The sequence below is a fragment of the Kitasatospora sp. NPDC042419 genome, assembly GCF_056437345.1.
The window spans coordinates 203,395-220,711 of record NZ_JBWKAW010000012.1; the positions used below are offsets into that span (position 1 = coordinate 203,395).

Annotated in this window: 14 protein-coding genes; 12 read left to right on the plus strand and 2 right to left on the minus strand. The window is 75.8% G+C overall.

Annotated features, from left to right (window positions below; all coding sequences use genetic code 11):
- Positions 1–234: 234 nt before the first annotated feature.
- Both AC067J_RS23290 and AC067J_RS23295 read right to left on the minus strand, forming a co-directional pair.
- Positions 235–591, minus strand: coding sequence for a hypothetical protein (locus AC067J_RS23290; RefSeq protein WP_478302093.1), 357 nt, complete (start codon positions 589–591; stop codon positions 235–237).
- A gap of 129 nt (positions 592–720) precedes the next feature.
- Entirely contained in the window at positions 721–2,310 is a 1,590-nt protein-coding gene (locus AC067J_RS23295) for a hypothetical protein (RefSeq protein WP_478302095.1), read from the minus strand.
- A gap of 614 nt (positions 2,311–2,924) precedes the next feature.
- Here AC067J_RS23295 and AC067J_RS23300 point away from each other — a divergent pair.
- The 12 genes from AC067J_RS23300 to AC067J_RS23355 all read left to right on the plus strand — a co-directional run bounded on the left by AC067J_RS23300 (position 2,925) and on the right by AC067J_RS23355 (position 17,239).
- A complete protein-coding gene (locus tag AC067J_RS23300; RefSeq protein ID WP_478302097.1) occupies positions 2,925–4,172 on the plus strand; it encodes an Hsp70 family protein in 1,248 nt (415 codons plus the stop codon).
- Positions 4,173–4,566: 394 nt separating this feature from the next.
- A complete protein-coding gene (locus AC067J_RS23305; protein ID WP_478302098.1) occupies positions 4,567–5,463 on the plus strand; it encodes a TRAFAC clade GTPase domain-containing protein in 897 nt (298 codons plus the stop codon).
- A 242-nt stretch (positions 5,464–5,705) separates the two neighbouring features.
- Positions 5,706–6,761 carry a hypothetical protein gene (locus AC067J_RS23310; RefSeq protein WP_478302100.1) on the plus strand — a complete coding sequence of 352 codons (1,056 nt, stop codon included), beginning with the start codon at positions 5,706–5,708 and terminating at the stop codon, positions 6,759–6,761.
- A 4-nt stretch (positions 6,762–6,765) separates the two neighbouring features.
- The gene (locus tag AC067J_RS23315) at positions 6,766–8,499 is read left to right on the plus strand and encodes a hypothetical protein (protein ID WP_478302101.1); all 1,734 of its coding nucleotides are present in this window, start codon (positions 6,766–6,768) and stop codon (positions 8,497–8,499) included.
- Positions 8,496–10,730 (plus strand): dynamin family protein, encoded by a 2,235-nt coding sequence (locus AC067J_RS23320; protein WP_478302103.1) that lies wholly within the window; start codon positions 8,496–8,498, stop codon positions 10,728–10,730. Before AC067J_RS23315 ends, AC067J_RS23320 begins: the two co-directional genes overlap by 4 nt.
- Positions 10,731–10,743: 13 nt before the next feature.
- Positions 10,744–11,679 (plus strand): TRAFAC clade GTPase domain-containing protein, encoded by a 936-nt coding sequence (locus AC067J_RS23325; protein WP_478302193.1) that lies wholly within the window; start codon positions 10,744–10,746, stop codon positions 11,677–11,679.
- Positions 11,676–13,250, plus strand: a complete 1,575-nt coding sequence (locus AC067J_RS23330) for a GTPase (RefSeq protein WP_478302105.1) — start codon at positions 11,676–11,678, stop codon at positions 13,248–13,250. The genes AC067J_RS23325 and AC067J_RS23330 overlap by 4 nt, the downstream gene beginning before the upstream one ends.
- Positions 13,251–13,393: 143 nt before the next feature.
- Positions 13,394–13,561, plus strand: coding sequence for a hypothetical protein (locus AC067J_RS23335; RefSeq protein WP_478302106.1), 168 nt, complete (start codon positions 13,394–13,396; stop codon positions 13,559–13,561).
- Positions 13,562–13,742: 181 nt separating this feature from the next.
- Positions 13,743–13,943: a hypothetical protein gene (locus AC067J_RS23340; protein ID WP_478302108.1), complete on the plus strand. Its 201-nt coding sequence runs from the start codon at positions 13,743–13,745 to the stop codon at positions 13,941–13,943.
- Positions 13,944–14,065: 122 nt separating this feature from the next.
- Entirely contained in the window at positions 14,066–14,590 is a 525-nt protein-coding gene (locus AC067J_RS23345; RefSeq protein WP_478302109.1) for a MauE/DoxX family redox-associated membrane protein, read from the plus strand.
- 139 nt (positions 14,591–14,729) lie between these two features.
- Positions 14,730–15,287 carry a TlpA family protein disulfide reductase gene (locus AC067J_RS23350; RefSeq protein ID WP_478302111.1) on the plus strand — a complete coding sequence of 186 codons (558 nt, stop codon included), beginning with the start codon at positions 14,730–14,732 and terminating at the stop codon, positions 15,285–15,287.
- A complete protein-coding gene (locus AC067J_RS23355) occupies positions 15,284–17,239 on the plus strand; it encodes an ABC transporter ATP-binding protein (protein ID WP_478302113.1) in 1,956 nt (651 codons plus the stop codon). The genes AC067J_RS23350 and AC067J_RS23355 overlap by 4 nt, the downstream gene beginning before the upstream one ends.
- The last annotated feature ends 78 nt before the right edge of the window (positions 17,240–17,317 follow it).

Sequence of the window (17,317 nt, forward strand, 5' to 3'; positions counted from 1 at the left end):
GGGCCTCGACGCCGGGCGCCGTGGACGGGCGGCGCTGTCCTTCGCCTGCCCGCTGAGGGAGGTTCAAACATCCGGGTCGCCTTGAACCCGTGCCGGGGGCTCGCGCCGGAGCGGACGCCCCCCGGGTGCCTCCGGGCGCTCCCGGCGCCGCCCGGGGTCGCGCGTCGTCTTCGGGGCGGTCGTGCGGCGCCCCGGCTCCGCCGATCGACGGGGAACGGGCACGAGCGGCCGGGACTAGCTGCGGCGCTTCGGTCTCGCCGAGGAGTCGCGGTCGAGGGGTGTCGGGTCCGAAGCGGTGGGCGTGAGGAGGACCGTTCCTTCAGGGAGGGCCTTCGGGCGGGGCCGGCCCTCGGAGGCCGGGAGGGCGTCGCGGGCGGCCCGTTCGCGGGCGCGGCAGGGGAGGTGGCGGCTGAGCGCGTCGCTGCAGTTGGCGGCGGCCATACGGCGCACCAGGTCGGCGGTCCGGGCTGTGATCGGGCGGGCCCAGGCCCGCAGGGCGGCGTCGGCGCGGGCATCGAGGCGTTCGACGGCTGAGCGGATCCGGGTGGCGAGACGGGCGGTTGCGCGAAGCGGATGGTTGAGGCGGTTCACGCGAATGCAACCTGACCTTCACCTGTCCGGTTCCGCCCGTCGGCCGCCCGGCCGATGGCACGGGCCGCGCCGCGCGCCCCTCGTGCCGGGCCCGCGCCGAGCCTGCGGCCGGGCGGCCGGAGCCTGCGGCTACCGGTCGGCGGGCCTCGGGCCGGTGGGCTCCACGTCGGCGGGCTCCGCGTCGGTCGGCCTCATGTCGGTGGGCCCATCGCCGGTGGAGCCGAGGTCGGTGGAGTCGGCCTCGGCGGGTGCCGCGCCGGTGGGCTTCGCACCGGCGGGTGCCAGGCCGGTCGGCGGGCCCGTGTGCTCCAACCGATCGGCGAGGAAGGCCAGGCCGAGGAGGACGCCGAAGCTGCAGACCACCTCCACCGCGAAGACCGCCAGGGGGTCGAATCCGGCGAAGGCGTCAGTGGTGTTCAGCCCGAGCACGACGCCCAGCCACAGGACCCCGACGGAGGCCAGGGTGCGCAGGACCGGCGAGACGACCAGGACCGGCCGTGGCGGCCTCAGGAGGCGGGAGGCGCCGGGGCCGGCGTTCGCAGAGGCGTCCCCGGCGGGTGCGGCGGGTTCGGGCGGGGGTGCGGGGGCGCCGTGGCAGGTCCCCCAGCGCGTCTCGCCGTCGTCGAGGACCAGCACGGCGCGCGTCGTGCTCCCGGGGCTCTGCCGGCCGAACCAGCCCTCCGCGCCGGCCAGCCGGGCGACCGTCTCGTAGGAGGCCGGCGGCTGCGCGGAGCGGACCGCGTGCTCCTCGAAGACGAGTACGGGCACCGGCTCCTCCCCGGGCGGCGTCGCGGGGGCGTCGGACAGCGGTCGCAGCCGCAGCCCGGAGTGCGACTTCGACCCGCTGTCCTCCTCCGTCCCCAGGCGGACCGTCCAGCTCGCCACGGTGTCGCACACCTCGACGCGGATCCAGACGGTGGTGCCGGGCGCGCGCGGGTCGGCGATCAGCGGGTGGTCCTCGACCCGCAGCCGGCGGGTCGGCACCATGGCCCGGCGGTCGGTCAGCCCGAGCAGCGAGGCCCACCAGGCCGGCAGCATGATTCCCGAGAACACCGCGCCGGGGACCGACAGCAGCGGCGGCCCGGGGCGGAGCGCGACGAGGTCGGCTTCGGCGAACAGGCCCCGGTCGAGGTGTTCGAGGTCGGCCAGGAACCGGACGGGGTCACCGCCGGCCAGTCCGTCGAGCCGGCCCCGGTTGTTGGCGACCGACACGGACATCCCGGGCACGCTCACCGGGTGCACGGCGATGCGGTCGAGGTGCGGGCGCGGCTGCCCGGCGGCCTCGGCCTGCGAGACCGCTACCGTGAAGTCGGTCCACCGCGCGCCGGCCGAGACCAGGGCGGTGTGGTGGGCGATCAGCTCGCGTTCGAGCGGCTGGTGCGCCGCGACGAAGCAGGCCGGGACGACCCACAGCGCGGCCGGCACCGTCAGCCAGCCCGCGAGGAGCGACCAGCGGGTGCGCGTCGCCAGCCGCCCCGCCACCGAGCGCAGTTCGGCCGGGGACGGCCGGTGCGCCGGCGGGGCCGGTGCGGGGCGCTCGGCCGGTGGCGCGAGCCAGGAGGCCACGAGCCAGGCGGCCCCGAGCAGCACGGTCGCGGCGAGCGGTGTCAGGACCTCCCAGCGCGGCGACCGGTGCCACGGCAGGAGCAGCACGGCGGCCAGGGCCGACGATCCGGCGAGCACGGCGGCGCAGCCGAACCCCAGGGTCCAGACGGTCATCCGCCGACCGATCCGCTCCGGCGGTGGCCGGTGCTCCACCGGCGGCGCTTCCGACTCGTCCACGGCACCCCCCGCGCCCGGCGATGTTGCGGGACAAGGCTAGGTGTCGCCGGGGGACGGCGCCAGGTCACCGGGCCCCGGAACCGTCGACTTCGCCCGGCCGTCGCGCGGTCGCCGCCCGGCCGTAGCTCGGCCGTAGCTCGGACATCGCCCGGCGTCCAGGCGCCGTTTCCCGACCGACCGTCACGGGGTGCCCTGAGTGGCGTACGGCCCGGCCGGTGCCCGTACGGCGGGTGGTCCGGATGTGCCCGGTGCTGCCGGAACGCGGTTTCTCCTCGGGGGTCTTCCGCTCGCATTCGGTCACCTGACGGTGTTTCGGCCGACGGATCCGCCGAGACTGGGGGCGGCACCCCGGACCGGGGGTCGGGGGTGCCACCCCGTGCCGCGGAGCCGAGTGCGCCGCAACGGCAATGCGCATGCCATTGTTACAAAATGTCCCGAACATCTTCAAAGTTGCCCGTGGGGCCCTAGCATCCTGCGCGGGACACCCGGAGAGCCGTCTCCCCGGTCCGCCCCGCGCGCCCGCACACACAGCAACTCACTTGTGAGGAAACGTGTCTGACTGGTCGTTGGCCATCGACTTCGGTACCTGTTTCACCACCGCGGCGGTCCGCGGGGCGCAGGCCGGTCCGGTGGCGGCGGTCGAGATCGAGAACAGCCGCTACCTGCCCTCGCTGGTCTGCCTGGACGACTCCGGGCGGCTGCTCACCGGCCGCGCCGCCGTCCAACTCGCCGCCCAGCGGCCGGAACGGGTCGAGCACCACCCCAAGCGGGCGCTGCTCCGCCAGTCGGCCGTCCTGTTGGACGGGCAGGAGGTGGCCACCGTCGACCTCGTCGCCGCCGTACTGGAGCGCGCGGCCGCGGAGGCCCGCGCGCAGGGCGGAGGGGCGGCCCCGGCGCGGACCGTGCTCACCCACCCGGCGGACTGGGCGCCGGCCGAGCTGGACCGGCTGGTCGAGGCCGCGGACCGGGCCGGCCTCGGCCGCCCGGAGCTGCTGCCCGAACCGGTCGCGGCCGCCCGTTTCCACGCCGCCCGGGCCGCACTCGGCGTGGAGGCCGACGGCATCGCGCCGCACGGGGACGGCCCGATCGCCGTCTACGACCTCGGCGGCGGGACCGTGGACACCGCCGTACTCCGTTGGGAGGGAGGCGAGTTCAAGGCGGTCGCGGTCGCCGGTGACCAGGGGTTCGGCGGCCGGGACCTCGACCAGGCACTCTTCGAACTGCTCCGCGACCGGGCGTTGGACCTCGACCCCGAACCCTGGCACCGGCTCTGGTCGGACCAGACGCCTGCCGCATCCCACCAGCGCGCCCAGCTCACAAGGGAGTTGACCCTCGCGAAGGAGTCCCTGTCGAGCACCGGGACGGTCTACCTCGCGGTGCCCGGCTACGCCGAGCCGTTCGTCGTCCAGGGAGGCGAGTACCGGGCGGCCGTCACCCCGGCGCTCACCGCCTCCGTCGACCTGCTGGAACGGACCGTCGCCCGGGCCGGCCTGGCTCCGGCGGACCTCGCCGCCGTCGTCCTCTGCGGTGCGGCCAGCCGGACCCCACCGGTCGCCGACCTGGTCGCCGCCCGTTTGGGCCGGATCCCCGAACTGGCCGCCGACCCCAAGGCCGCCGTCGCCCTCGGGGCGCTCACCGACCCGCCGGCCCCGGCCGGGCCGGCGGCCGGGAGCGGCGCGGAGGAGGCGGCCGGGGGCGCGCCGGCCGACTCCGGCGAGGCGGCGGCGGGCAGCAGTTGGGCCGTCACCCGCTACCCGGACGAGGTCGACCCGTACCTGGACGGGCGCCTGCCCTACTGAACCCGAACGTCCCCGACTCGAACCGTCTCGACTCGAACTTCCCTGGCTGCCAACGGCTTTGACCCGGCCGTCCCTGAGCGGATCGTCCCCGATCCGCGCCTCTCCGACCCGCCCCGGCCTCGCTCCGCAGTGCCGCTCCTCCGGCGGACCCGGCACCGTCCGCCGCCCGTCGCCGCCCACCACTGTGCAGGGCCGGCCGCCGGCCGGTCGTCACGTCGGCTGCCGACCAGCCATCCACTCCGATGCCTGTTCCGCTGTCCGTTCCCGTCCGTTCCGCCGTCCCCCTTCCACCCGGCCGTGGATCCCGGATCCGACACCGAGTCGCGTCCGCCCCGCCCGTGACCGCCCGACCACTCAGATCCGCCCGCCCTCCCGAGGAGCCGCGAGGAACCGCATGGACATCGTGATGCTCGGCCACAGCGCGGCCGGGAAGACCAGCTACCTCTCCCTGATGTACGCGACCATGTGCGACGGCGTCGAGGGCATGACCCTGCGCACCGCCGACACGGCTGCCCACCGCTCACTGATGTCCGGGGCCCGGGACATCCTGCGCGGCCGCTACCCCCGGGTCAGCGACCGGCCCCGCTACTACGACTTCGTCCTGCGCCACGAGGGGGCCGACATCTTCCCGTTCCGGTGGAAGGACCACCGCGGGGGTGCGCTCACCGAGCACCGCGGCGGCAGCCCGCAGGCCGTCAGGCTGCACGAGGACCTCGTCTCCGCCGACGGCATCGTGCTCTTCGTCGACGCCCTCCGGTTGGACACCGACCCGGACGCGGCCGAGGCCGTGCGGCGGCTGACCGTCCGCGTCCACCAGGCGGTCGCCGACCGGGAGGAGAAGCTGACCCCGCTGGTGATCGCGCTGACCAAGGCCGACCTGGTCGACCTCGGCGCCGACGACGCGGAGGAGCGCTTCGTCGGGCCGTTCCTGCCGCTGATCGAGGCGGTCGCCGAAACCCGCCACATCCAGGGGGCGTTCATCCCGCTGGTCTGCGGACCGGAGCCGGAGAACGTGGCGCTGCCGGTGCTCTGGACGCTCCGCTTCGGCATCATCGGGCGGGCGATGCAGCTCTCCACCTCGATCGACAGCCTGGTGGCCTCGGCGCAACTGGCCGACCAGCGCGACACCTTGTGGGACCGGGTCAGCAGCTGGTGGGACGACGTCCCCTCCTGGGCCGCGATCCGGGACCGCGACCGGGCCCTCGCCGCGTCCGAACTGGCCCTCCTGGAACCGCTGGTGGAGCCGGCGGACCGACTGGGGGAGCTGCTGGAGGACATCCTCTCGTTCTGAACCCACCGCACGCCGCACGCCGCCCGACCCCTGCGTCCGCACCGCTGCCCGGGCCTCCGCCCGAGTCCCCGACCGACCCGACCGGCCCGACCGACCCGACCGACCCGACAGGCCCGGCCGACCCGGCCGCCCCCTCCCCAGAGCCCTTCCCCGAGCGCCACCCCCCTCCCGAGCCCTCACCGGCTCCGGCAGTACCACCGGCACCGCCGAGACCCTCGACCCGCGAACAGAGGACCGCGTCCATGGACGTCCCCAGCATCTCCGTGACCATGCTCGGAGCCAGCGGCTCCGGCAAGACCGCCTACCTGCACGGCATGTACAACCGGCTCTCCGCCGGCGTGAAGGGCTACTACCTCTACGCCACCGACCCCGACCTCGATCTCGACCTCGCCGAGCACTGGGCCAAGCTCCGCCGCGCCGGCACCATGCCGAAGCCCACCTCCGACAACCCCACCGCCTACGAGTTCGTCTTCCGCCGCGGTATGCGCGACCTCATGCGGATCGACTGCGTCGACTTCCGCGGCAACGCCGCCCTCGACCGGCGCGGCACGGCCGCGGACATCCCGCTGCTGGAGGAGCAGTTGGAGTCCACCGACAGCATCATGCTCGCGCTGGACGCCGAGCACGTGGCCGAGTGGGTCAAGGCGGGAGCCCCGGGGAGCCTCGAACGGGAGGGGGACCCGATGGAGATCTCCCGCTTCAGCCGGGCGATCTCCGAGGTCTTCAGCAACCGGCTCCGCGCCCGCCAGCCGGCCCCCGGCGTGGTCGTGCTGCTGACCAAGGTCGACCTGCTGGCCGCACGCACCGGCATGAGCGCGGCCGACGCCCTCCAGGTGGTCGCGAAGAACCTCGGCAACCTCGTGCCCGTCCTCGCGGACCAGGACGCCGAGGGCGTCACGGTGGCGCTCTGCCCGATCCAGCTCGGCAACTTCGGCGAGGCCAAGCAGGCCACCGTCGACGCGGCCCGGATCAACCCGAAGAACCTCCACCTGCCGATCATCTTCAGCCTCCGCCACTACCTCAACGAGGGCATCGCGCGGAACGAGCACGAGATGGCGCGGCTCTCCGCGAGCCTCGACTCCTCCCGTGGCGAACTGGCCGCGCTCAGCCAGGCGTTCATGGGGGGGATCTTCAAGGGCGCCCAGAAGAGCTCCGCCCGGCAGGAGATCGAGCAGTTGGTCGCCCGGGGCCGGACGACCGCGGCCGACCTGCAGCGGGCCCAGGAGCGCTGCCGTGAACTGGACCAGGAACTGCGGGGGATAGCCATCTACCGCGACGGCCGGATGCTGACGGACTGACGCCATGACGAACCCCACGTACGGGCCGACGCCCGAAGAGACCCCCGGCGCCGAGCCGGCCGCCGCCGCCGACGCCGGAGCCCACCACGCCGCGGGCCACCACGCCGGCGGAGCCGAAGCGCAGGGCGCGTCCGGCGGCTGGTCGGCCGTGGTCTACGGCCGGACCCTGCAGGTCGACCAGTGGTGGCGGGCCCTGCCGGCCGACGCCGACCGGCAGGGAGCGCTCGCGGACGCCGTCCGGGCCGCCGTGGCGGGCGGGGACCGGCTGGAGGACGGGCCGCGGTTCCTGCTCCACCGCGACGGGCGCGGCGTGCTCGTAGGCGCCGCCTGCGAGCTGGGCCTGATCAGCGACACCATGGTCCGGGACAAGTTCGAACGCCCGCTGTACGGCTTCGTCGGCTGGTACAGCGGCATGCCGTTCGCCGGCCGGATCCCCGAACTCGCCGAACTGGAAGGGCATCTGGCCCGCTGGGCCGGTCCGGTCTACCGGGAGTGGACGGCGCGGACCTGGGGGGCGGCCGACCGTGGGGAGGCCGAGCCGCGCCCGACCCGTCCGGTGGCCGCCCCGTGGCCGGACCACGCCCCTGATGCGGCGGGCGCGCGTCGCGCTTCGGCCCGGTGGCTTCCCGCCCGGGCGGACGGCGTGCATGCGCTGCCCGCGACGGAGGCCGGGGCGCTCTGGTCGGCGGCGGTAGCGTCCGGACCGCAGCCGTGTCTCCTGGTCACCGGCTGGCGGCGCCGCTCCGACGCCGACGCGGCCCGGCTCACCCATCTGACGAGCGCGGACAGCCACGGCTACGAACTGCTGTTCCGCCCGCCGCCGGAGCGGCCGAAGTCGGCGCCGGTCACACCGGGGACGGCCGCGCCGGGGTACGCGAAGCCGACGCTGTCGAAGTCCGGTGCCACGGCGGCGGGTTCGTCCAAGTCTGCGTCGTCCAAGTCTGCGTCGTCCAAGCCGGCTTCCACGTCAGGGGCCTCCAGGTCCGGGCCGTCCACGCCTGGTTCGTCGAAGCCGGCGAAGGGCGCGCAGGCTCCGGACTGCGGGGCGCCGCCGCCACCGGACCAGTCGTTGCTCGGACAGTTCCTGGGCGGCGCCTCCCGCCTCCTCGGCGAGGCCGCCCGCGCCGTGGACGCCGCGCTGCTGCCGCCGTGGCGGAAGGAGCGTCGGCAGCCGCCCCAGCCGGATTCCGGCCAGGTGCCCCGCGACCCGTACGGCGAAGGTCCGTACGGCGAGGGTCGGTACGGCGAGGGTCGGTACGGCGAGGATTCGTACGGTGAAGGTCGGTACGGCGGGCGTCCGTACGCAGGAGCGCAGGGCGGTGCGCCCGGCGGGGGCGGGCCGGCCGGTGCGGCGCCGTACGAGGGTGTCTCCTACGGCGGGGTGCCGCGCGGTGACGACTACGTGGCTCCCGGCCCAAGTGCGGACCGCCCGCTGTTCGACCGGACCCGCACCGTCGAGCCCAAGGAGGCGGACTTCTCCGGGATGTTCGGCGGCTTCGACGATCCGGAGCCGCCGGCCGCACCGCCGGCTCCCGTTCCGCCCACCGCCGCCGCCCCACCGGGGACCGCGCCCAGCGCCTCGCCGCCCGCCCAGCCCTCCGCCCAGCCCTCCGCCCGGCCGGACGCCGCTCCGGACCGCACCCCGTCCGGCGGGCCCGCCGACTCCGCCGACCACCGCGCGGCCCCGCCGGCCGACTCCGCCGACCGGACCGACCCCGCCACGGGAGGACCCTCATGACCCCGCGCCGCCCCGAAACCCCCTCCCGCGCCGGCGTTCTGGACTTCGCGGGCCGCACCGCCGACCTCCTCGAACGCGCCGCCCGGGCCACGGCCGCCGACGCTGCCACCGACACCGACACCGACACCGGCACCGGCACCGCTCCCGCTCCCGACACCGCCCCCGCCCCCAACACCGGCACCGGCGTCGGCCCGGCGGTGGAGCACGCCGCCCGCCGCGTCCGGGACGAGGCCGCCCGGGCCGCCGTCGGCGCCGCCTCGCTGGTCGTCGTCGGCGAGAAGAAGCGCGGCAAGAGCTCGACGATCAACAGCCTGGTGGGCGTCTGGGACCTCCTCCCGGTCGACGCGGACGTCGCCACCGGCGTCCACGTCGTCGTCCGCCACGGCGAACGCCCGCGCGCGGAGGCGTTCCTGCTGCCCGCCGCCGGACCGGCCGGGTCCGCGGGCGGGGCCGCCGCAGGGCCCGTCGGCACCTCCGACCCGCGCGGCGGCCCCGGGCCCCTCGGCAGCCCCGACGGGCAGCCGCGTCCCGAGCCCATCCCGCTGGAGCGGATCGCCGAGTACGCCGCCGTCGACCCGCTCACCGGCCGGCCGCACCGCCTCGACGTCCACCACGTCGAGGTCGAGCTGCCCGTCCCGATGCTCGCCGCCGGCCTCGAACTGGTCGACACCCCCGGAGTCGGGGGACTGGTCAGCGGCCATGCCGAACTCGCCCTGGCGGCCCTGGAGCGGGCCGACGCGCTGGTCTTCGTGGTCGACGGCTCCAGCGAACTCACCCGCTCCGAGCTGGAGTTCCTCGCCCGCGCGACCGAGCGCACCGCCGAGACGGTGTTCGTACTCACCAAGACCGACAGCCACGACGCCTGGCCGACCGTCCTCGAACGCAACCGCGAGCTGCTCGCCCGGCACGCGCCCCGGCACGCCGGGGCCCCCTGGTTCCCGGTCAGCAACCGGGCCCGGCGGGACGCCGCCGACGCCGCCGGCGCGGGTTCGCTCCCGGAGGCCGCCGAACTGCTGGAGGAGAGCGGCTTCGAGCCGCTGGAGGAGCTGCTGCGCCGCCGGATCGGAGACCGGGCCGCCGAACTGCGGCTCGCCAACCTGGTCCACGTCGCGCTCGCCGCCCTCGCCGGCCCGCTGGCCGAACAGGAGCAGCGCCTCCGTTCGCTCCAGCAGGACCCGACGCTGGCCGCCGAGGTGCAGCGCGCGGAGGAGGCGCTACGCCTGCTCCAGCCGGAGAGCGCACAGTGGCGGCGGGTGCTGTCGACCGGTGCCCGGGACCTCAAGAACACCCTCCAGCTCGGGTTCCGGCGGAGCCTCAACGACGTGCGGCAGCTCGCCGAGGGCCGGATCGCCACTTCGGAACCGGCGGCGCTCGCCCAGGAGTTCCCGGCCGACCTGGAGGCGCAGGTGGAGGCGGTCTGGCTGCAGCTGGACAACGCCGCCCGGCGGGGCCTGGCCGTGCTGGAGGAGCGGGTCCGGCGGGAGTGCGCGGCCGTCCTGGACTCCGCGGCGGTCGGCTCCACCCCGGAAGGCGCCGTCCGGGACGGCTCCGCCCCGGACGGCGGCCCCGGCGCGGAGGTCGTGCCCGTCGACGGGTCCGCCGCCGTCCTCCGGTCCGACCGCGTCGGCATGCTGCCGGAGATGGTGCACTCCACGCACCGGGAGGGCGGCCCGCTCGGGGTGATCGAGAGCGTCGTGCCCTCGCTCGGCACCGCCGCCACCTTCGGCACCGTGATCGGCCTGCTGACGAGCAGCGTCCTGCTGCCGGCCGTGGCCAGTTACGCGATGCTCGCCGTGCTCACCCGTCGCCGCCGCCAGCGCGCGGAGCTCGGCCGGGTCCGCGGGGACGCCACCCGTCACCTCAACCGGGTGCTCACCGAGCTGAGCACGGAGATCCCGGCCCAGATCACCAGCCACGTCGACGAGCTCACCGACCGGCTGGGCGCCGCCCTCGACCAGGCCATCGCCGACGAGCGGGTCCGGTTGGAGAAGCAACTCGCGGACCACCGCCGCAATCTGGCCACCGCCGCCGCGGACCTCGCCGCGGCCCGGGACCGCACCCGGCGGCGGATCGCCTCGCTCGCCGCCCTGCGGGACGAGGGCCTCGCGCTGGCGCGCTCGCTGGGCGCGACCGGCGCGACCGGCACGACCGGCACGACCGGCGCGACCGGCGCGACCGGCACGGACGGGCCGCACGGCGCCCCGGACACCCCCGGCCCGGAGCGGAGCTGACCTCGTGGACCTGATGAACCTGAGAGTGGTCGCGCTCGGTCACAGCAGCGCCGGCAAGACCACCTACCTCGCCGCCATGTACGCGCAACTCGCGCCCGGATACAAGGGGTTCACCCTGCACGACGCCCGCGAGGCGCGTGGTGCCGAGCTGCTGGAGACCGGCCGGGCGGTCCTCCGGGGCGTCTACCCGCAGGCGTCCTCCCGCCGCACCGACCACCGCTTCCTGTTCGCCCACGGCCGCCGTGACGTGGCGGCCTTCGACTGGATCGACTACCGCGGCGGCGCGCTCACCAGCACCGCCGCGGACGACCCGGAGACCGCCGCACTGATGTCCCGGCTCACCGAGGCCGACGCGGTGATCGTCTTCGCCGACGCGCACCGCCTCGCCACCGAGCCCGACAGCCACGCGGAACTGCGCCGCAGCCTCGTCCTGCTCCAGCGGGCGGTGAAGCCGCAGGAGGCACCGGTTCCGATCGTGCTCGCCTACACCAAGGCCGACCTGGTCACCGACCCCGCAGCCTGGGCCCTCGCGAGGGAGGCGACGGCCCCGCTCACGGAGCTGGTCGCGGCCGAGGAGCGGATCCTCGACGCCTCGGTGGCGATCTCCTGCGGGGCCAAGCCCGCCGGGGTACTCGTCCCGGTCCTCTGGTGCCTCTCCGGCCTGCTCACCCACCGGGCGGAGGCGGTGGCCTCCGAGCTCGCCGCGTCCAAGACCCTGATCAAGGAGACCCGCGCGGACGCCCACGCCGTCAACAGCATGGTGTCGTGGTTCAAGGGCGTCGAGAGTGCCGCCACCAAGCTCAAGCGGTACGAGGAGTGGGCGAAGGAGGAGAAGGAGGAGCTCGGACGTCTCCGCCGGCCCGCCCGCCGGCTGGCCAGGGTCCTGGCCCGCGTGCAGCGCGGCACGGCCCCACCGGTCGGCGCCCTCCTTCCGGCGGAGGCGCGGTGAACGCCTCCCCGCCGCCCGGCGGGGCCGCGCCTGGCCCGACCTCGCCCGGTGCGGCCCCGCCCGGCCCGACCTCGCCCGGCGCGAGCCGGCAGGGAGCGCCACCGCCCGCGGAACTCGCCCCGCTGGTAGCGGAGTTCTGCGCCGACCTGGCCGCCCGCCTGCCGCCGGGGCCGGCCGCCGAAGCGGTGCACGCCGTCCGGGAGCGCCTCGCCGAGCGCACCCTGCGGATCGCGGTCGGCGGCCGGATGAACGCCGGAAAGTCCACCCTGGTCAACGCCCTGCTCGGCCGCCGGCTCGCCGCCTCCGCCGCGACCGAGTGCACCACGGTGGTGGCCTGGTTCCGGCCCGGCCCGCTCAACCGCGTCCGGGTCCGGCGGCTCGACGGCACCACCCACTGGCTGGCCGGCGGCCTGCCGCGCGACCCCCGCGGCCTCGGCACGCCGCCCGAGGAGATCGCCGAGGTGGTGGTCGAGGCCGCGGGACTCCGGCCCGCCGGTGACTGCGTCCTGGTCGACACGCCCGGCCTCGACTCGCTCAGCGGTCTCGACGCGCCCGCGCTGGACGCCCTCGCCCGCGCCGACGCCATGGTCTACGTCATGCCGCACCCGGGCGCGGGCGACGCGGAGGCGCTCGGCGCCCTCCGCGCGCAGGCCGACAGCCGGATGACCGCGCTCAACGCCGTCGGCGTGCTCAGCCGGATCGACCTGCTCGGCGAGGGGCACGGGGACCCCTGGCCCCGTGCCCGCCAGGTCGCCGCCCGCAACGCCGAACGGCTCGCGGGCCTGGTCGACGACGTCCTCCCGGTGGTCGGGCTGCTCGGCCAGACCGCCCTGGGTGACGACTTCACCGAACCCGACGCCGCCCTGGTCCGCCGGCTCGCCGAGGCGCCCGCGGCCGAACTCCGCCGTGCCCTGTACACCGGCAGCCGCTTCCTCGGCTGGGCGGACGCCCCGCTCACCCGGCCCGAACGCGAACGCCTGCACGGTCTGCTCGGCGTCCACGGCATCGACGTCGCGCTGAAGGCCGCCCACCGGGCCCGGGCGGCGGGCCGTCGGGTCGGCGCCGCCGCCCTGTTGGAGGAGTTCCGGGAGGCGTCCGGCATCGGCGCCGTCGTCGACCACCTGCGCCGGCGGTTCGTCGACGCCGCCGACGTCCTGCGCGCCGCCGCCGCCCTCGGCGCCGTCGAGGCCGCGCTCGGCACGGGCGAGGGAATCCCCGCCGACCTGCTGCGGCAGGCCCGCACCCGGATCGGCGAGCTTCGGCACCATCCCGCGCTGCGCCGCCACGAACTGGCCCGGGCACTGGCCGCGGTCGCCTCCCGCCGGCTCGAACTCGCCCCGGACGCGGCCGAGGCGCTGATCTCCCTGGCCACCGGGCGCACCCCGGCCGACCAGCTCCGCCTCGACCCGGACACCGGCCCCGAGGAGCTGCGGCGGGCGGCGGCGCGGGCGGCCGGGGCGTGGCGCCGGCTGGAGGACGGTCCGCTGCGCGACGTCGGGCGGTACGCGCGGACCGCCCGCGAGCTCTGCGAGGCCATCTACTTCGCCACCCCGCCGGGCCCGCCCGCCTGACCCGCCCCGAGCCCTACCCCCGCGCCCGGCCCCCGCCCCGAGCCCGCCCCCCGCCCCGCTGACCCGCCCCCCGCCCCGCTGACCCGCCCCGCGCCCGGCTGACCCGCCCCGACCCCGACCCCGCCGACCGAAGGGACCACCCCGTGACCGACCCCGAGCAGACCTGGGACGACGGCCGCCTGCACCCGGACGACGTCATCGAGGCCGCCGACCACACCGCCTACGAGTCGCCGTCCGACTACTACACCGGCCAGAACGGCCACGAGCCCGACCCGGCGCCGGTGCACGACACGGCGGACGACGGCTGGTGACGACGGCCGGAGGACCGGAACCACACATTCGGAAACGGATCCTCCTCCTCCGTTCTCACATGTCGATCACTCCGAAAGTTGGTCTAGACAAGATCTGAATATTTCAGTTACGTTTCCCCGCACGAGATCTCGTCGGTAAGTGCACAGCCGCTCATGTCCGTCTGCCCTGTGTGGAGGAACAATGGTTCAGGCAATGCTCAACCTGGTCGACCGGGCCTTCTCCCGCGGTCTCCGTTCGGAGTCCGCGGAAGCCGCCTGCGCGTGCCCGGCGGGTACGTTCTACACCTGCGTCGGTGAGACGCTCTACGTGAAGACGTGCTGTTCCTGGAACTGCGCCTCGGCCCCCACCTGCGAGACCTACGCCATTCGGGGCGGCTGCTGACCCACCGGGTCCGACCGGGCGGGCCGCGGTGGCCCGCCCGGCGCCCCGGCCGGGAGCCCCGGCCGTTCGGAGTACGCCGGCACCCCCGCCAACCCGGGGGTGCCGGCCACGGGGGAGGAACCATGCACGCCTGCCTGCTGCTCGGCGCCCGCTGCGTCGTCGCGCTCGTCTTCGTCGTCTCCGCCCTGGCCAAGCTGCGCGCGCCCGGGGACTTCGCCTCGGCGCTGCGCGCGATGGCCGTCGTCCCGCGCCGGCTGAACCGCCCGGTGGCGATCGCCGTCCCGATCGCCGAGGCGGCCGTCGCCCTGCTGGTCTGGATGCCCGGACCGGTCGCCACCTGGGCTTTCACGGCTGCGGCCGGGCTTCTTGTGGTGTTCGCGGCGGTCCTGGTCTCGGTGCTGTGGCGCCGGATCGACGTCTCCTGCCCCTGCTTCGGCGCGTCCGGGGTGCCTGTCGGCCGGGCGCACGTGGTGCGCAACGTGCTCCTCGCCGGCGTCGCCGCGGCCGGGCTGGTGGCGAGCGCGGCCCCCGATCGGGGGACGCCGGAGCCGGCCGCCGTCGCGCTCGTCCTGCTGCTCGCCGTCGGCGCGAGCGCGCTGGCCATAGCCACCGACACCCTCGTCGACCTCTTCTCGCCCGCGCGCTGAGCTCCCCTCCGCCGGGGTGGGCGCCGGAGTTCGGCGCCCAGGGCCTCCGTCCGCCACCGCTCCGTGCCCGCGCTCCGCGCCAGCCGCTCCGTGCATTCCTTCCCCGTCCCCGCGTTTCCCGGAACGAGGCCCCGCCACCATGTCCACGGTATTCGTCGTCGTGATCGGCTGTATCTCCGTATTCAATCTCCTGCTCACCCTGGCGCTCGCCAGGAAAGTGAGCGGAAGTTCCCAGCACAATTCCCACGGCGACATTGTCAAGGGCGTTTCGATCCCGGAGAACAGAATTCCGGACGGAACGCCCGTACCGGAATTCAGCGCGGTTTCCCGGACCGGCGGACCGGTGACCCGGGCGGACTTCTCCGGTGGCCGCGCCGTCGTCGGCTTCTTCTCCGCGAGCTGCGGCCCCTGCCTCGAACAGGCCCCCGACTTCGTCAAGGCCGTCACCGACCACCCCGGCGGCAGGGACCGCGTGGTGGCCGTCGTCAAGGGCGGCGGCGCGGTGGCCGAGGAGCTGGCCGTCATGCTCGCACCGGTCGCCAAGGTCGTGGTCGAACCTGCGGGCGTGGTCGAGGGCTCCGTCGCCGAGGCCTTCGGTGTCGTCCGCTGGCCCAGCTACGTCGAGGTCGGCGCCGACGGGCGGATCACCAACCGCCTGCTGCCCAGCGAGCTCGACGTCCAGCCCGCCGTTCGATGACGGCGCCCCCGACGGCGGGCACCGCGGCCGCCGCCCCCGCCGCCCCGGCGCCGCGCCCGCCCGCCGAGGGGCGGCGGGCGCTGCGCTCGGCCGCCGCCGCGACCGCGCTCGCCTGGCGGTCCGGACCGGGCGAACTGCTGGTCTCCCTGCTCTGCGGTCTGGTCGCCGGGCTGCTCCCCGCCGCCACCGCCCTGCTGGTCAGCGACCTGTTCGACGCGCTGACCGCGGGCCCGGCGGCGACCGGCGCGGGCTCCGGCCCACCGGTCGGCACCTGCGTCCTGCTGGTCGTCGCCAGCCTCGGCCTGGCCCTCGCCCCGGCCGCCGGCGAGTACGCCCGGGCACGCAGCAGCCGGGCGATCAGGCTGCGGGTGCAGGACGAGCTGTTCGAGGCGGTCAACCGGGTGCCCGGACTGCGCCCGTTCGAGGACCCGCGGTTCCAGAACGAGCTGCGGCTCGCCCAGCAGGCCGGCGGCGTCGCGCCCGACCTGCTGACCGGGTCCGCGTTCAGCAGCCTCCAGGCGCTGATGACGGTCGTCGGCTTCCTCGGCACCCTCTTCGCGGTGAACCCGCTGCTCGGCGCGGCCACCCTGCTGCTCACGCTCCCGCTGGTGCGCGTCCAGCTGGCCGCCGGCCGGCGGCGCGCGGCGGTGCTGCGCGACACCATGGCGCACAGCCGCCGGCAGATGTTCTACGGCAGCCTGATCTCCGACGTTGACGCGGTGAAGGAGGTCCGGTTGTTCGGCCTCCAGGACTTCTTCCGGAAGCGGGCCCGGACCGAACTGCTCACCGTCTCCGGGGCGGAGGAGCGCACCGACCGGCGCAACCTCGCCCAGCGGCTGCCCGCCTCGCTGCTGGGCGTGGGCGTCTACGCGCTGGGGCTGGTCTGGGCGGTTCGCGCGGCCCGGAACGGCGAACTGACGCTCGGTGACGTCTCGGTGTGCCTCGCCGCCGTCGGCGGCATCCAGAGCGGCGTCGCCCAGCTCGCCGCGACCGGCTCCGCCGCCTACCAGGCGGCGATCACCTTCGACCACTACCGTGCGCTCGGCGCGACCTCGCCCGACCTCGCCCTCCCCGACCGGCCGACGGCCCCCGACCGCCTCACCGGGACGATCGAGCTCCGGGACGTCTGGTTCCGCTACCACGAGGACGCGCCGTGGACCCTGCGCGGCGTCGACCTCGTCCTCACGGCGGGCACGGTCACCGCCCTCGTCGGCCTGAACGGCGCGGGCAAGAGCACCCTCGTCAAGCTGCTCTGCCGGCTGTACGACCCGACGCGCGGCCGCATCCTCTGGAACGGCACCGACATCCGCGCGTTCACGCCCGACGAGTACCGCGAGCGGATCGGCGTGGTCTTCCAGGACTACGTCCGCTACGACCTCACGGCCGCCGAGAACATCGGAGTCGGCCGGCTGGCCCACCTCGGCGACGCCGACCGGACCACGGCTGCGGCGCGCTCGGCCGGCGTCCACGAGCGGATCCAGCGGCTCGACGACGGCTACGGCACGTTGCTCAGCCGGATCTTCGCGGCCGACGGGCCGGGCGCCGGCCGGGGGCACGCGCTCTCCGGCGGGGAATGGCAACGCCTGGCCGTGGCACGGGCGTTCATGCGGCACGACGCGGACCTGATGATCCTCGACGAGCCCAGCTCCGGGCTCGACGCCGAGGCCGAGAAGGAGGTCCACGACAGCCTGCGCGGCCTGCGGCGCGGCGTGACCAGCGTGATCGTCTCGCACCGGCTGAGCGCCGTCCGGGACGCCGACCGGATCGTCGTCCTCGGCGACGGGCAGGTGGCCGAACAGGGCACCCACGAGACGCTGCTCGCCCTCGGCGGCCGCTACGCCGACCTGTTCTCGCTCCAGGCGGCCGGGTACCAGGACGCGGCGGCCGGCCCGGCGGGTCCGGCCGGACCCGCCGGGCCGGCCCTCGTGCCGCCCCGCGGCTCCGCCCCGTAGCGCCGCCGCCGTACCTCGGCGGTAGCGCACCCGGTCCCACCGCCTGCCCGGCCCCACCACGTGCCCGGGTCCACCGCT

Bases quoted from the DNA above. Each gene is read 5' to 3' on its own strand.
- AC067J_RS23345 (WP_478302109.1), top strand. From the start codon at position 14,066: ATGCACGCCTGCCTGCTGCTCGGCGCCCGCTGCGTCGTCGCGCTCGTC.
- AC067J_RS23325 (WP_478302193.1), top strand. From the start codon at position 10,744: ATGAACCTGAGAGTGGTCGCGCTCGGTCACAGCAGCGCCGGCAAGACC.
- AC067J_RS23315 (WP_478302101.1), top strand. From the start codon at position 6,766: ATGACGAACCCCACGTACGGGCCGACGCCCGAAGAGACCCCCGGCGCC.
- AC067J_RS23320 (WP_478302103.1), top strand. From the start codon at position 8,496: ATGACCCCGCGCCGCCCCGAAACCCCCTCCCGCGCCGGCGTTCTGGAC.
- AC067J_RS23310 (WP_478302100.1), top strand. From the start codon at position 5,706: ATGGACGTCCCCAGCATCTCCGTGACCATGCTCGGAGCCAGCGGCTCC.
- AC067J_RS23295 (WP_478302095.1), bottom strand. From the start codon at position 2,310: ATGACCGTCTGGACCCTGGGGTTCGGCTGCGCCGCCGTGCTCGCCGGA.
- AC067J_RS23340 (WP_478302108.1), top strand. From the start codon at position 13,743: ATGGTTCAGGCAATGCTCAACCTGGTCGACCGGGCCTTCTCCCGCGGT.
- AC067J_RS23350 (WP_478302111.1), top strand. From the start codon at position 14,730: ATGTCCACGGTATTCGTCGTCGTGATCGGCTGTATCTCCGTATTCAAT.
- AC067J_RS23305 (WP_478302098.1), top strand. From the start codon at position 4,567: ATGGACATCGTGATGCTCGGCCACAGCGCGGCCGGGAAGACCAGCTAC.
- AC067J_RS23355 (WP_478302113.1), top strand. From the start codon at position 15,284: ATGACGGCGCCCCCGACGGCGGGCACCGCGGCCGCCGCCCCCGCCGCC.